Source organism: Pseudomonas hefeiensis (assembly GCF_030687835.1).
Classification (GTDB): Bacteria; Pseudomonadota; Gammaproteobacteria; order Pseudomonadales; family Pseudomonadaceae; genus Aquipseudomonas; species Aquipseudomonas hefeiensis.
Window position 1 is genome coordinate 775,015 of sequence record NZ_CP117449.1, and the last position, 14,681, is coordinate 789,695.

13 protein-coding genes are annotated in these 14,681 nt (G+C 57.2%); 7 read left to right on the forward strand and 6 right to left on the reverse strand.

The window, feature by feature from the left end; all coding sequences use genetic code 11:
• Position 1 precedes the first annotated feature (1 nt).
• Positions 2-3,376, forward strand: a complete 3,375-nt coding sequence (locus PSH57_RS03270; protein ID WP_305387796.1) for a dermonecrotic toxin domain-containing protein — start codon at positions 2-4, stop codon at positions 3,374-3,376.
• Between the two features lie 7 nt (positions 3,377-3,383).
• Entirely contained in the window at positions 3,384-3,977 is a 594-nt protein-coding gene (locus PSH57_RS03275; protein ID WP_305387797.1) for a hypothetical protein, read from the forward strand.
• Positions 3,978-4,057: 80 nt separating this feature from the next.
• Here PSH57_RS03275 and accC read toward each other — a convergent pair whose 3' ends face one another.
• The 3 genes from accC to aroQ are packed head-to-tail and all read right to left on the reverse strand — an operon-like array spanning position 4,058 to position 6,396.
• Complete coding sequence (gene accC / locus PSH57_RS03280) at positions 4,058-5,413, reverse strand: acetyl-CoA carboxylase biotin carboxylase subunit (protein ID WP_305387799.1); 1,356 nt, start codon at positions 5,411-5,413, stop codon at positions 4,058-4,060.
• 17 nt (positions 5,414-5,430) lie between these two features.
• The gene (gene accB / locus PSH57_RS03285; RefSeq protein WP_053118072.1) at positions 5,431-5,895 is read right to left on the reverse strand and encodes an acetyl-CoA carboxylase biotin carboxyl carrier protein; all 465 of its coding nucleotides are present in this window, start codon (positions 5,893-5,895) and stop codon (positions 5,431-5,433) included.
• 48 nt (positions 5,896-5,943) lie between these two features.
• Positions 5,944-6,396, reverse strand: coding sequence for a type II 3-dehydroquinate dehydratase (gene aroQ, locus PSH57_RS03290; protein ID WP_063323112.1), 453 nt, complete (start codon positions 6,394-6,396; stop codon positions 5,944-5,946).
• A gap of 659 nt (positions 6,397-7,055) precedes the next feature.
• Here aroQ and PSH57_RS03295 point away from each other — a divergent pair.
• From PSH57_RS03295 to PSH57_RS03310, 4 genes are all read left to right on the forward strand, one after another.
• Positions 7,056-8,330, forward strand: a complete 1,275-nt coding sequence (locus PSH57_RS03295) for a glycoside hydrolase family 68 protein (RefSeq protein ID WP_305387802.1) — start codon at positions 7,056-7,058, stop codon at positions 8,328-8,330.
• Between the two features lie 635 nt (positions 8,331-8,965).
• On the forward strand, positions 8,966-9,325 hold the full coding sequence (locus PSH57_RS03300) for a DUF6124 family protein (protein WP_305387803.1): 360 nt from the start codon (positions 8,966-8,968) through the stop codon (positions 9,323-9,325).
• Positions 9,326-9,556: 231 nt separating this feature from the next.
• Positions 9,557-9,823 carry a helix-turn-helix transcriptional regulator gene (locus PSH57_RS03305; protein WP_305387804.1) on the forward strand — a complete coding sequence of 89 codons (267 nt, stop codon included), beginning with the start codon at positions 9,557-9,559 and terminating at the stop codon, positions 9,821-9,823.
• A 574-nt stretch (positions 9,824-10,397) separates the two neighbouring features.
• Complete coding sequence (locus PSH57_RS03310) at positions 10,398-10,757, forward strand: DUF6124 family protein (RefSeq protein WP_305387805.1); 360 nt, start codon at positions 10,398-10,400, stop codon at positions 10,755-10,757.
• Between the two features lie 192 nt (positions 10,758-10,949).
• Here PSH57_RS03310 and darG read toward each other — a convergent pair whose 3' ends face one another.
• The 3 genes from darG to PSH57_RS03325 are packed head-to-tail and all read right to left on the reverse strand — an operon-like array spanning position 10,950 to position 13,257.
• Entirely contained in the window at positions 10,950-12,038 is a 1,089-nt protein-coding gene (gene darG / locus PSH57_RS03315; protein ID WP_305387806.1) for a type II toxin-antitoxin system antitoxin DNA ADP-ribosyl glycohydrolase DarG, read from the reverse strand.
• Positions 12,035-12,679: a type II toxin-antitoxin system toxin DNA ADP-ribosyl transferase DarT gene (darT, locus tag PSH57_RS03320; protein ID WP_305387807.1), complete on the reverse strand. Its 645-nt coding sequence runs from the start codon at positions 12,677-12,679 to the stop codon at positions 12,035-12,037. The genes darG and darT overlap by 4 nt, the downstream gene beginning before the upstream one ends.
• Positions 12,676-13,257: a DarT ssDNA thymidine ADP-ribosyltransferase family protein gene (locus PSH57_RS03325; protein WP_305387808.1), complete on the reverse strand. Its 582-nt coding sequence runs from the start codon at positions 13,255-13,257 to the stop codon at positions 12,676-12,678. The genes darT and PSH57_RS03325 overlap by 4 nt, the downstream gene beginning before the upstream one ends.
• Positions 13,258-13,483: 226 nt before the next feature.
• On the opposite strand from PSH57_RS03325, the gene PSH57_RS03330 reads away from it, so the two are divergent.
• Positions 13,484-14,599, forward strand: coding sequence for an endonuclease NucS domain-containing protein (locus PSH57_RS03330; RefSeq protein ID WP_305387810.1), 1,116 nt, complete (start codon positions 13,484-13,486; stop codon positions 14,597-14,599).
• The last annotated feature ends 82 nt before the right edge of the window (positions 14,600-14,681 follow it).

The following is a 14,681-nucleotide window of genomic DNA, read 5'->3' on the forward strand; positions in this document are numbered from 1 at the left end:
GATGGACAGCACTGCCGAACGGCAAAGAAACATGGAGGGCGCGGGGCCGGAATCTTTCCCGCCGGTGGCCACTGCTCAGGCGACTCTGGAGAAATTGGCGCAATGGCAGGCGGCTATCAACGCGCGACTGCAAACCCAGATGAGCTTGCTGGAGGTACTGGAAGAGTACCTGCTGGTCGAGCTGCGCACCCACTATTACCAAGGCAACATCGATCCACACTTCATTGGCACCCTGCTCGACACGGTACTGCAACGGATGATCGACCAGACACCTCTGGTTCATGACGACGAGCAGGATGCGCCCTACCGCTGGCCCGAGGGGGCTGACCTGAGTTTTTCGGCCGAGCGCCGGGAGTTCGTTGCCCAGGTGGTGGAAAGCGCGGCGTCGAGGTTTGTCGGTCACTACAAGGATTATTTGCGGCGGCATTGGCGAATGGTGTCGCGGGATGTTTCGCTCGAAGCACTGGTCAGGCAGAAGCTTGATGAGCATCGGGTCGCGGTCGACGGGCTTTTCCAGCCTGACCATCTGGCCTGCCTGGACGTCGATCAGTTGCGAGAGCAGATCGAAGAGCTCCAGGACGCCTGGCGCCAGACGAGTCGCTTGACGGCGTTGGCAACAACCCGTGAGCGGCGGGATCTTGGAGCGGTCGCGCGATTGCAATTGCCGCATTGGCTGCGTGGACTGAGCAATCCAGATCGTGAACGGCTGCGGGCTTTTGAAAACCAGGCCGCACTGGCGCAGGCACAGGTCGACGAGCTGGTCGATGGTCTGGGTTCGCTACGGGCCTTCGCTCGGCAATTGGCCAGGGACTATGTCAGGGATGAATTGGACATGGCGGTCGAGCCCGACGGTATTCGCGTGCAGTTGCAGTGGCGAACGGTGATGGGGCAGCCGGCACACACCTACAGCCTGAGTGAGCTGGTGGCGGCAGGCCCGGTAAGGCCGGACGCGGTGTCGGTGTTCCTGGTGGAAAATGGCGGCATGCTGCGTAACCAGTCCCTTTCGCCAGCCTTCATCGGTCGATTGTTGGCGAACGTCGATGCGCCTGCCGGGTACCTGCAAGCACTGGCCGACCGATATGAGTGGGCGGACCTGAAAGCGGCCATGTTCGATTGGTTTTTGGCGCGGCAGCAGCACAGTGCGTTTATCGCGCGTTGTGCGGGCCAGTTGTCGGCGACCGGCCATGACGCTCTCAGCGCCCTATGGGCGAGCGACGTTGCGACGCCAACCGCCAGCGTGTTGCGTGTCGCCGGCCTCGTGCTTCCCAATGGCCTGAAGTGTGCCGATCTTCTTCTGTTCTACCGCGAAGACGTGGGCGACGACGTCAGCGACCTGCTGCTGTACGCCCCCGGTAAACCCGATGGCCAGGAATGGGTCGAATTGACCTCGCTTCGGGCGCTGAGCGGAGAAGTCGGTGCCTGGACCCAAAACGAAGCCGGTCGCGAGTATCTGCTGCAGCAACTCTCTGCGACCGATCATGGGCGGGCCCGGGAATACTTTGCCGGCGTGGCTGAGAAACCAGCCTGGTGGGACCTGGGCAAAGACCTCAGGGGGGCGGTCACCGGTTTCAGGGCCAGTCTTCAGAACGCGGTCTTGACCGGCCTGGCCAATAACCTGACGCAAGTGGAACTGAACGAGTCGCCACGCTGGTACTCGGCCTTGCCGCTTGAGTCCCGGCGCAACATCAGCGGCTTGAACCAGGAGCTTCTGGTTCAGCGGCAGGTGTTCGATGAGCAACTGGTCGATTATGAAGTCTTCATCGATTTCGCTAAGCGCACCTTCGCCCATTTGATTGCGCCGTACCTGCGCAGCAAGGGGGGGCTTGAAGCGGTCGATCCGGCCACTGTGCTCATCGACTACAGCACAGGGCTGGCAACCGAGAGAAAAACGGCCAGCCTGTTGGACCTCGCCATTTTTGGATACGAGCACAGCTCGGATATCGACGACCCCGCAAAAGGCGTGCGTTCTTCTATCGGGCAGGACTTGAAGCAGGTTCGCAGCGCCGAACTGGCGTCATACATTCGCGTGGCTTACCTGGGGGAGCGATATGCCAAGCACATCCGCGCCAGTTTTCTCGATGCCAAGGCCCCTGAGTATTCGAAACGCCGCGAGGCTTACCGCTACATGCTGTTGGCCGGGATGGATCGCGACCTGCGTGTGGCCCATGGCAAGTCGATGTTGAACACCGATGAATTCCAGTGGCTCACCCGGCAAGTCACGCTGCTGAGCGATGGGCGGCCGGTGAGCAGCGCTACGCACCCTGGTGCTGTCGTGACGCGCGAAGGCGTGATCAAGCTGACCGTCGGCGGTCATGTCGTACAAGGGGTGTATGTTTTCACCTACTTCGACCCTCAGGTTTTTTACTGGTTGTACACACCTGACGCTCCGGACGGGATCCTGTTTCGCAAGTACCCGGATTTCTCCGGGAGCATCGCAGCGCAACTGCATCATTACGTACTGGAGCGGGTCGCACTGAGCGCGCGTGCCGCTGTAGGACGTTCGCTGGTGGCTCTGGCGAGCGGGAGCACGCGCGTCGATACCTTGCGCGAATTCAATCGGGTCATGAACATCAGCGACGAATTCGATGCCTGCATCGAGCGCGCTGTCACCGATGTGGAGGACATCACCACAAGCCGTGCCGAAATGATCAGGGATCAGGTGTTCAAGGGGCTGATCTTCGCGGCGGCGCCTGTGTGCATGGTCTACCCACCGTTTGCCTTGTTGCTGGATATTGGCTTGGTGGCTGTCAGCGCCGGGCAGGCGGTCGAGGCGCATGCGCAGGGCGATACGGAAGGCGCGCTTGGCCACTGGCTGGCCGCGACCTGGGGGACGCTGTTTGCCACGCTCGGTGCCGCAAGCATGGCCGCGCTGCTAGGGCGCTCGGCCAGGAACCTGAAGCTCGCCGTGAAACCTTTGTCGTTGTCCGCTCAACGCTTGAGGCGCGCGACATCAAGCGTCGCCAGGGAGGCCGGACCGGTAGTCCCGTCCATACGCCTGACGCGGCGCCAGGCGGTCAGCAGAACACCCCAGAACCTGCAGCCAGTGACCGAGGAAGGGATTTTTTTGGGCACCTATCGCAGCCTGCCCAGCGCAACGCAACCGCGCCGTGCTCACTACATACGGAGCAAGGGCAGGTACTACCAGGTGATGGAGGATCCCTACTTCGGCGGTTTGTGCCTGGTGGATGCCAGACGTCCCGGCGCGTTATACAAACTGCCCATCCGCAGGCTGGCGAATGGCAAATGGATCCATAACAAGGTCGGCTTGAGAGGCGGCAATGACCATGTGCGCAACCTCGGGCGAGTGGGGGATCTGCGGGAGGCGTTTGCCGGGCATGTCTTCCCGGATGTGACAAGGGGGGGCGTTGCAGGGTGAGGCCGTGGTGGCGAGGTTCAGCGAGACCGCGGCGGACAACTATCTGTTTTCCCTGAACGCACAGACGTGTGTGATCGCTTCCTTGTACAACCCGACCACCAAGGTTGGGGCGGTCATCCATTTCGATCACAACATCCGCGCACTGATCGAACGCAGTGTCCGCGATGTGACGCGGCACCTGGGGGGCGCGGCCAAGGATATCCGCGCCACCTTGGTCGGCGGGGACTGGCTGACGGGGGCCGACATCGGCGAGCCGGTCAGGATGGTGATGAGGCAACACGGGCTGCGACCGACCTGGGATCACTGGTCGTATTCTTCCTGCCTCGGCAATACCTATGGCGTGTCACTGGATCTGCGCAACGGGGTCACTTCGGTGTTCAAGACCTCACGCAGTCAAGTCGAGCGCTATTACACACCCGTACTGACGAGGGCGAAGCAGGGTTCTGACCCAGTGTCGGTGCGCGCTCGGGGGTTCATGGCGCGCGTGCGCAGCGAGACGTTGGTGGCCAATGCCAACGGTGCCGTTCGCACTCAGCGGGGCAGGCCTGCGACGAGAGCGCAGATCGAAGCGCAAGCATTCCCTACGGTGACGCTGGGCTGATCCTTCACGGTCACCCTGAAAAACAGGCAAAAAAAGACCCCGGCCAAAAGGCCGGGGTCCTTTTTACATCACTCGGGACATCAAGCCTGGTCGGCCAGCTTGTGTTCCAGGTAATGGATGTTGACACCACCTTTGCAGAAGCCTTCGTCACGAACCAGGTCGCGGTGCAGCGGGATGTTGGTTTTGATCCCGTCTACCACGATTTCGTCCAGTGCATTGCGCATGCGCGCCATGGCTTCGTCACGGGTTGCGCCGTAGGTGATCAGCTTGCCGATCAACGAGTCGTAGTTCGGCGGAACCGCATAACCGCTGTACAGGTGCGAGTCGACGCGAACGCCATTGCCGCCCGGGGCATGGAAATGCTTGACCGTGCCAGGGCTTGGCATGAAGGTTTTCGGGTCTTCGGCGTTGATCCGGCATTCCAGCGAGTGACCGCGGATGACCACGTCGTCCTGGGTAAACGACAGTTTGTTGCCAGCGGCGATGCTGAGCATCTCCTTGACGATGTCGATACCGGTGACCATTTCCGAAACCGGGTGCTCCACCTGAACACGGGTGTTCATTTCGATGAAGTAGAAACGACCGTTCTCGTAGAGGAACTCGAAGGTGCCGGCGCCGCGGTAGCCGATGTCGATGCAGGCCTTGACGCAGCGTGCCAGGACTTCTTCGCGAGCCTGCTCGTCGATGCCCGGTGCCGGCGCTTCTTCGAGGACCTTCTGGTGACGACGTTGCAGCGAGCAGTCGCGGTCACCCAGGTGGATGGCCTGGCCCTGGCCGTCGGACAGCACCTGGACTTCGACGTGACGCGGGTTGGTCAGGAATTTTTCCAGATAGACCATCGGGTTGCCGAACGCCGCGCCCGCTTCGGAGCGGGTCAGTTTCGCCGAGGAAATCAGGTCTTCTTCCTTGTGTACCACACGCATGCCGCGACCACCGCCGCCACCGGCGGCCTTGATGATCACCGGATAGCCGACTTCGCGACCGATGCGCAGAGCCGTTTCTTCGTCTTCAGGCAGCGGGCCGTCGGAGCCCGGAACGGTAGGTACCCCGGCGGCGATCATGGCGTGCTTGGCCGACACCTTGTCGCCCATCAGGCGGATGGTGTCGGCTTTTGGACCAATGAAGGCAAAACCGGAGTTTTCGACCTGTTCGGCGAAGTCGGCGTTTTCCGCCAGGAAACCGTAGCCAGGGTGAATGGCGGTGGCGCCGGTCACTTCAGCGGCGGCGATGATCGCCGGGATGTGCAGGTAAGAGTGCGCAGCCGACGCCGGACCGATGCAGACGGACTCGTCCGCCAGGCCCAGGTGCATCAGTTCCTTGTCGGCCTTGGAATAAACGGCGACGGTCTTGATGCCCATCTCTTTGCAGGCACGCAGAATCCGCAGGGCAATTTCACCGCGGTTAGCGATCAGGACTTTTTCCAACTTCGCAGTCATCAAAGGCTCTCCGCGGTTCAAACGATGGTGAACAGCGGTTGGTCGTACTCAACCGGCTGGCCGTCTTCAACGAGGATGGATTCGATCACACCGCTGGTTTCAGCTTCGATGTGGTTCATCATCTTCATGGCTTCGACGATGCACAGGGTGTCGCCTTTCTTCACGGTCTGGCCGACTTCAACGAAGGACGGCGAGGACGGGGAAGACTTGCGATAGAACGTGCCTACCATTGGCGAACGGGCAACGGTGCCGTTGAGCGTTGGCGCGGCAGGTGCTGCTGGAGCGGCGGCGGCAACCGGGGCTGCTGCCGGAGCAGGTGCGGCGGCCGGAGCCTGCATCGGTGCCGGCGCGTAGAACTGCTGGGCCGGGGTCTTGCTGTGACGGCTGATACGTACGGACTCTTCGCCTTCCTTGATCTCGAGCTCGTCGATGCCGGACTCTTCCAGCAATTCGATCAGTTTCTTAACTTTACGGATATCCATGAATCATCAACTCCCAAGGGTCGGTCAGGGGCGTTTAACGCTTGTTGTTCAAGCCGTTGCCTGTCTTTCAAGCTGCTCTAGGGCGGCCTCCAGAGCCAGTCGGTAACCGCTGGCGCCAAGGCCGCAGATCACTCCCACCGCTACATCGGAGAAGTAGGAGTGATGGCGGAAAGGTTCGCGTTTGTGCACGTTGGACAAATGCACTTCGATGAATGGGATGCTCACCGCCAGCAGCGCGTCACGTAATGCGACACTTGTGTGGGTAAAAGCTGCGGGATTGATCAAAATGAAATCCACGCCTTCGCCACGCGCGGCATGGATGCGGTCGATCAATTCGTATTCGGCGTTGCTTTGCAGATAGAGCAAATGATGGCCGGCGGCGCGGGCCCGCTGCTCCAGGTCCTGGTTGATCTGGGCCAGTGTCACGGCCCCGTAGACGCCCGGTTCGCGGGTGCCCAGCAGGTTCAGGTTGGGTCCGTGCAGGACCAATAGGGTCGCCATCTGCTGTTCCTTGTTATCTGTGAGCAGGTGTCAGAACCCGGCGACTATGCCGCAAAGCCTTTATGACTGTCCAGTTCTCTGCAATAGCCAGCACGATGACCGATGTTTGCGCGAAATTTGTGACCATGGTCCTTGATCCGGTCACCTGTTCTCGGGAAGCCAAGGCTAAACCCAGTGGGAGCGAGCCTGCTCGCGATGGCGATACACCAGTCAACATCAGTGCCACTGATTCACCACCTCGCGAGCAGACCACGGCGACCCGTTTCCCTTCATGTCGCCGACGGCGACAAATCGAGCTTTTTATTCCGCGCTGTGTTGCTCCCCCTCCTTGTTGGGCTTTTGCGCAGGACGCGCTGGTTCAGTTGACCTATCTCTCCAGGCACTACTTCCACCCGTTGTCGAGTTACCCGCGCCTTCCACCACCCAGCGGTTCAGAGCGCCGAGTGTGCAGGCAACGTCGGCGATCTCCCCTGGAATTAACTTCTGCGAACGTTCATGGCTGAAACGTATCAGCTTCAATAAAAACCAAAATATGCACAAATGCATTTTTTTGCTTGACCCGCATGGGTGGGCCTCTATAAGGTGGCTTAACTGTATGTACATACAGTATTTCTAAAGCGTCATTTATTTGAATCCATTCATGGACGAGGCAATAACTTATGAAAACCAACACTGAAAAATTTGGTGTAACCCCCCATCAACCCAGCCTTTGGACCCGCGCTGATGCGTTGAAAGTCCGGGCGGACGATCCCACCACCACTCAGCCGCTGGTCAGCGCGGATTTCCCGGTATTGAGCAACGACGTGTTTATCTGGGACACCATGCCCCTGCGCGACTTGGACGGTAACGTGACGTCCGTCGATGGCTGGTCGGTGATCTTCACCCTGACGGCCGATCGTCATCCAAACGACCCGCAGTATCTCGACGAGGACGGTAACTACGACATCCTCCGCGATTGGAACGATCGTCACGGTCGGGCAAAGATGTACTACTGGTTTTCTCGTACCGGCAAGAACTGGGAATTCGGTGGCCGTGTGATGGCCGAAGGGGTTTCGCCGACCGCTCGCGAATGGGCCGGTACGCCGATCCTGTTGAACGACCGCGGTGAAGTGGACCTGTATTACACCGCCGTCACCCCGGGCGCGACCATCGTCAAGGTGCGCGGTCGGGTGGTGACCACTGAACATGGTGTCAGCATGGTCGGCTTCGAGAAGGTCAAGCCGCTGTTCGAGGCTGACGGCAACATGTACCAGACCGAAGCACAAAACGCGTTCTGGGGTTTCCGAGATCCATGGCCTTTCCGCGACCCGAAAGATGGCAAGCTGTACATGCTGTTCGAGGGTAACGTGGCCGGTGAGCGCGGTTCGCACAAAGTGGGAGAAGCAGAAATCGGCGACGTGCCGCCGGGTTATGAAGATGTCGGCAACTCGCGCTTCCAGACCGCCTGTGTTGGCATCGCCGTAGCCCGCGACGCGGACGGTGACGACTGGGAAATGTTGCCGCCACTGCTGACCGCCGTGGGGGTAAACGACCAGACCGAGCGCCCGCACTTCGTGTTCCAGGATGGCAAGTACTACCTGTTCACGATCAGCCATACCTTCACCTATGCCGACGGTGTGACCGGGCCGGACGGCGTGTACGGTTTCGTCGCGGACTCGCTGTTCGGCCCTTACGTGCCGCTGAACGGATCCGGCCTGGTGCTGGGCAACCCGTCCTCCCAGCCATTCCAGACCTACTCGCACTATGTAATGCCAAACGGCCTGGTGACCTCCTTCATCGACAGCGTACCGACCGACGAAACCGGCACGCAGATTCGTGTGGGTGGCACCGAGGCACCCACGGTGGGCATGAAAATAAAAGGGCAGCAGACGTTCGTGGTGGCCGAGTACGACTACGGTTACATCCCGCCGATGCTCGACGTCACGCTCAAGTAACAGCAACGCCGGGGTTTCAGGCAGCGGGTTTGAGGTCGATGACAAAACCGTTGTGGATATGATCGAGATATCCCGCCTGATTCATTGCGACGTTGCTCGCAAGCCCCATTGAACAACGCGTCGTAACCCTCTTCGCGACTGGCTGCAAGGATGCAGCCAGTCGCGAATGCATTCCCTCGAGCAAACCCGCTCTGCCATTCCTATGTTTGAAATGCCTGACTCTGTGGGAGCGAGCCTGCTCGCGATAGCGGCTCATCAGCCAAATAGATCAGCAGCCTACAGACCAATCTGCAGCCCCGACACAACCCCAATATCCAGCCGACACCGCCTTGCGCCATTGCCTACAACTACGCCAGAATCCGCCGGCTTGTGCGTTTTGGGGCCCGTCGGTAGTTTGAGTCTTGTCACTGCTCATCAGTGATCGGGTTTCGCAGCCCGGACTCTATAGGCGCACAACGTCACCTTCGAAAGCAGATCGCCCATGTCTGTGATTTCGTCAGAGGTGGCTGTGCGTGGGAGACCCTCGGGTCTGCCGGTCCCTAGAGTCCCGGTCTGCGAACCCGCGTACAGCTGCCACCCAACACTTCGTTTCGCAGCGAATGGTGGTAGCTCCAATAGACTCTAGGAGCTTTACCATGGTCAAAATTACACCGAACCCGCCATCTGAAGACGAAACCGTGTCTCGTGTTCAGTCGGCTCGTAACAAGAAACTCGATGATGCTGCCAATCGGGCTTTGGATTTCTATCTGAAGCCTACGCCGAAGAACGAAACGTCTGACAAACCCAACACCATCTTTCGTATCGCACCTGATGTTGATTCGGAATGTCTGCTTGCCAATCTCAGTGAAAACCTGGCTTCGGCCAATGCCATGATCAGTGATTTGGCGTTTGATCTTGAGGGATCGCGACGACATTTTGCGTTGGGGATTTTGCAGGTGATTGAGGTGAGTGAGCTGTTGGCGAATCGGGCTTTGGATATTGTTGAGGTGAGGTAACAAGGGGCCGCGCTTACCCCAGGTATGAAAAAAGGTCTTGCTCGGCAAGACCTTTTTTGTAGGTGAGAGATTGGAATAAAGGTCCGTCAGGTTTAGGAGCATCCAGGAATTCGTCGCTCAGTTTGTGCAACAAGGTGCTGCACTAATCACGAATCAAAAAACACGTAACGTTGTGTCCCTAGGGCTACAGCAATCATAAAAATATAGATGTTTGATGCTCGAGGGCTACAAATGACCACCCTGTTTGATGTGGCCGAAATGCTGAAACAGGCTCGAGGTGAGGCCCATTTGAGCCAGGAAGCCTTGGCCAGTCGCGCTGGCGTCTCACGTTCAACGGTGGCGCGTATGGAAACAATGGCTAAAGGGGATATGAGCGTCTCGGCCCTTGTCCGGTTATTGGAAGCGGCCGGATACGATTTGAAACTGGCGAAGGCAGGTCATGAACGCACGGTTGAGGACATCCTGGCCGAGCAGCGTTCCGGGGCAAGCGAGTCCTAGTCACAGACGTAAAGCCGATAGAGAAGTTGTGCAAGTACCTCTTGCACAATTTCACCCTCTCCGCATCGTCGTTCCTTGCTCGCGACGCGCCATGCTGGCCAACATAAATGACGCTGACGCACCGCATTCACGAGTAAACCCGCTCCGCCATTCCTATGTTTGAAATGCCTGACGCAAGCTCCTCTGTGGGAGCGAGCTTGCTCGCGATAGCGGTGCATCAACAACATTTCGGCCAGCTGTTTATCGTGTCTCCACGAGACTAGCCACGACCGACATCACCTTGCGCCATTGCCTACAACTACGCCAGAATCCGCCGGCTTGTGCGCCCTTGGCCGCGTCGGTAGTTTTGATCCTGTCACTGCCCATCAGTGATCGGGTTTAGCAGCCCGTCGAGTTGAGTCGCATCAAGCTTCATCAGTCAGGTATTACCATCCCTGCATTTGATGGTGGCTGTGCGTGGGGCGCCCCCGGGCGCGCCGATTTCTTAACTCGTCGGTCTGCTAACCCGCGCACAGCTGCCACCCACTCGTTTAGCAGCGAGAGGGTTGTGGCCTCACCAAAGAGAGTTAAGGCTATGGTCAAAATTACACCGAATCCTCCGACCACAGATGAGCATGTGTCTCGCGCTCAGTCTGCTCGTAACAACAAGCTTGATGATGCTGCCAACCGGGCGCTGGATTACTACCTGAAGCCTACGCCGAAGGACGAAACGTCCGACAAACCCAACACCATCCTCCGTATCGCACCGGATGTTGATTCGGAATGTCTGCTGGCCAATCTCAGTGAAAACCTGGCTTCGGTGAATGCCATGATCAGTGACTTGGCGTTTGGACTTGAGGGATCACGACGGCATTTCGCGTTGGGGATTTTGCAGGTGATTGAGGTGAGTGAGCTGTTGGCTAATCGGGCTTTGGATATTGTTGAGGTGAGGTAACAAGGGGCCGCGCTTACCCCGGGTATGAAAAAAGGTCTTGCTCGTCAAGACCTTTTTGTCTTCGAGAGTCCCCGAAACGATGAGCTCTAATTGTGCAAGAGGTACTTGCACAATTACGGAACGTCATCGAGGCGATGAACGCTGAGATTGTCCAACAACCTGTTGGATAATTGTCCAAGTCACACGTTACCCCTAACAGGTCGCAACCTCCGGCCTGAAACTACTGGAAGTCAGCCGCTTCAGCGCGATATCAAGCGCCTGATCATCGAACAGCTTGCTTTTACGAGCCGCAGCACCTGCTCCGCCATCCCAATGCTTCAACGCCTCGCGCACGGCAGGAACAGTCGGGGAAATCCCATCCTGGCTCAGCAACCAATCAACCGTTGCCAACAATTCCATGCCGAAAGGCGACTCAAAGCCATCGATCAACTCGGCGGTACGCTCCAAGGCCTGGGTGTATTCCTTGGCCTCTGTTTGAAGATAGGTCTGCAAGAATGCTTTGCGCCCTTCGTCAAACCAGATCACGTCGCTAATACCCGCATCACTGATGCGTTTGTCACAATGCAGATAGCTGCCATCCAGGTTATTGAGCAAATGTTCCAACCGGTTGGCATACGGCCCGTACTTATGAGCAACAAACTGAAGATTCAGAGGGTTTTCGGTGTTTGGCAGCTTTTCGATGGCGCGCTCAAGAAACCAGGCCAGTTTCTGAATCTCAAGCAGGCTGCATTCCATACCCAAAACCCAGTAGCGACGAACCAGTTCGGCAATCAATGCACGAGCCGGCGTGAGCTTTTCCACACCGTTACGCTTGGCGACGTTCAAATATTGGTTAGAAGGCTCAAACACCAGCACGTCGACATCCAGATCGCTCAAGACTTCAACAATCTGCTCGCGAACCTCGGGCCATTTCAAACCACCGTTGCCAGCCCCTAGCGGTGGAACCGCTACGGACTTCACATGGTTTTCAATCAGGAAACGACGCAGGTCTTGCAACCCCTCGGTTATCCACGCCATCTGCGACGGTGACCGCCAGTGCCGTTTGGTCGGGAAGTTCACGATCCATCGCGGCCCTTCCAGCTCATTGACCGCCGTCACGTGAACCTTGCCTGTCTCCACTTCGTTAGCCTTGCAGGCAGCCAAGTACAGGCGGTAATTCTCGGCGAAGCGCTCCTTGAACATCAGCGCGATACCTTTACCCATCACGCCCACGGTATTCACCGTGTTGACTAGGGCTTCGGTTTTGGCTTCCAGAAGGTTGCCTTGGGTAAAACGGATCATTGGAAATACCATCCCGGACGCGCATGGACAGGCAGCGCCAGGCCTCTGGCGGCCACGTCCTGCTCTATGCGTTCTTTCATTGCATCGGTGTAGCACATGATGCCAAGGAGTCCTGTAATGGGTAGATGATTGTGGATCAGCGCTTCGGCCTGATACCGCTCCATCTTCTGAGGGTCGTCAGGATCGCGCTTGAAGTCGCGTCGTTGAATGATAGACCAATCGATCTGGCCGAGATTTGCCAAGTCGCTGTAGTAGTCTGTCCAATCGGGGTAGGCATGGGCAGTCGTGTAGACAAACGGAAGGCCCATCTGCTCAATGCGGTACAGGCTAGAGACCAGAATCACGATCTCATCATTGCTGCGCTGCTGAACACTCCGCCCCGAGTGGATGTTTTTCATCATCACAGAGAAGGGCGTGAAATAGAAGGGCACGTAGTCGGCCAGCACCCCTCCCGGAGCTATGGGGACGTGGCGGGTTCGGCGCTTGTCGATCAAGTCAGGGTTGCCGATGTTTACGTACTGCGGTGACTGAACGTTCGAATTTGCACAGTGCAGACCGTTGTCCAGAATCCAAGGCAGGTTGTCCCGATGGACGATACGCCAAATCAGAGCCTTCTCTGGATTCAGTCTGCTGTAGATCATTTGCGAAACATTCCGGGATTCACGGTGAGGCGTACATTAACACCGGCCTCCCGCATTTTTTCTGTGCAAAGCGCCTCGACATCAGAATTCGGAACAAAAAGTGTAGAAAAGTCATTCGGAGCGATGATGCCGGGAGAGAGGCATTCAGCCATGCAAATGCTCTTGCAGTCGTGGTCCTGGTAGTCTCGGGTGCTCATGACCTCCCAGTTGATGGCTTCGAAGCCCTGGTCGTACTCAAGTAGCTGAATCTCATCGTTTGCCAGCGGATGGCGAGGAATGACTTTCCAACCATTTTTTTGGGCATGTGATCGGTAAACCGAGATCAGTACAAATGTTGTTTTCGGTCTGTTGAACTGCACACTCCCGTCAAATGGATTTGCAGCAAACCAGTGAAAGGGCACATAGCGATCAAGCTCAAGGGCTTGGCGTTTTTTCAGAATTTCGCTGTCGGCTACGTCAATAAAGGTGGTGAGAGCAGCCCGAGGTTTCAGGCCTTCCCTAAATATGCCGTCGAGGTTCTCAGTCGAGGTGAGGTGGTACAGAAGCTTTTGATCCTTGATATTTCTGACTTCTGACATGGCTGGTCTCCTTGACCTATGTATCTAATCTGAGCAGGCTTTAGCCCCTCATTATTGTTCGATCTAGCAAATGGCAAGTTCCCCTGTAGAAATTAGTAAAGCATTTTATGTGATTCTGTTGTGCCATTATTCGGGAGGGACGGCTCACTCCCTTGTCTTTGACTAGTCACCAAGGTGGCCATCACCCTTCATCGCTCGGTTACGTAAATTCCAAAGGACTCAAAACTTGCCTATCAAAACGGATGTCTGGACCGTCGGTCTTGTACCGAACAAGCTTCGCCAAAGCCGATTGGCCAGCGAGCAGCTACTTGAAGAAATGATCATCAGCTCTCCCAGCATTCTTTCTGAGGAGTGGATGCTGATAGGCAGGCAAGAGTCCACCGGAATGGGCGGCCGCATTGACCTACTGGCCATTGCACCTGATGGAAACCTGGTTCTCATTGAGCTCAAAAGAGATCGCACCCCCCGTGAAGTCGTTGCTCAGGCCCTCGACTATGCCGTTTGGGTAGAAAGTCTGCGTGAGAACGAAATCGCGGCGATTTATCAACGGTTCCGACCTGGGAGCAGCTTGTATGCAGATTTTTTCGCGCGCTTTGGTCGTGTGCTCGACGATGATGATCTGAATAAGAGTCATCAACTCATCATCGTCGCCACAGAACTAGACGCCAGTAGCGAACGAATCGTTGAATACCTCAGCAAGCGAGATATTCCGATCAACGTACTTTGCTTCCAGGTTTTCCAGGTGGGTGATCAGCAGTTGCTGAGTCGGTCCTGGTTACTCGATCCTGTTCAGACTCAGGTAAACGCCGTATCGACGAGTGAAGGACACGGCGAGCCTTGGAATGGAGAGTTTTACTGTTCGTTCGGCGACTCTGTCTCGCGCTCATGGGCTGATGCCGTGGAGTTCGGTTTCATTTCTGGTGGTGGCGGTGCGTGGTACAGCAAGACCTTGCAACTCCTCTCTCCGGGAGATCGGATCTGGGTAAATATTCCCCAGCAAGGTTACGTCGGTGTTGGTCGTGTTTTGGGAACATCTACGCCTGCAAACGAGTTTACAGTCATGCAGGGTGGCGAGGAGCGGCCGGTATTAGAGGTTGCGAAACGCGCTACCTATCATGCTGAGTTTGCCGACGATCCGGAGCGCTGCGATTACTTTGTTCCGGTTCAGTGGCTGCAAAGTGTGCCCTTAAGTCAGGCTGTGCGGGAGGTCGGCATGTTTGGTAATCAGAACACGATTTGTCGTCCCACTACTCCTAAATGGCGATGGACGATTGAGCGACTGAAGCAACGATTTCCGCATTACGACGAAGTGGCTGTTGCCGAGGATGTGAGCAAGCGGTAGCGGCGTCTATATTCGCACGGTGGGGGAAGGGAATCGCGCTGAAAATGGGCCGCCTCGCTGTCAAAGCGTAAGCCATTGTGTA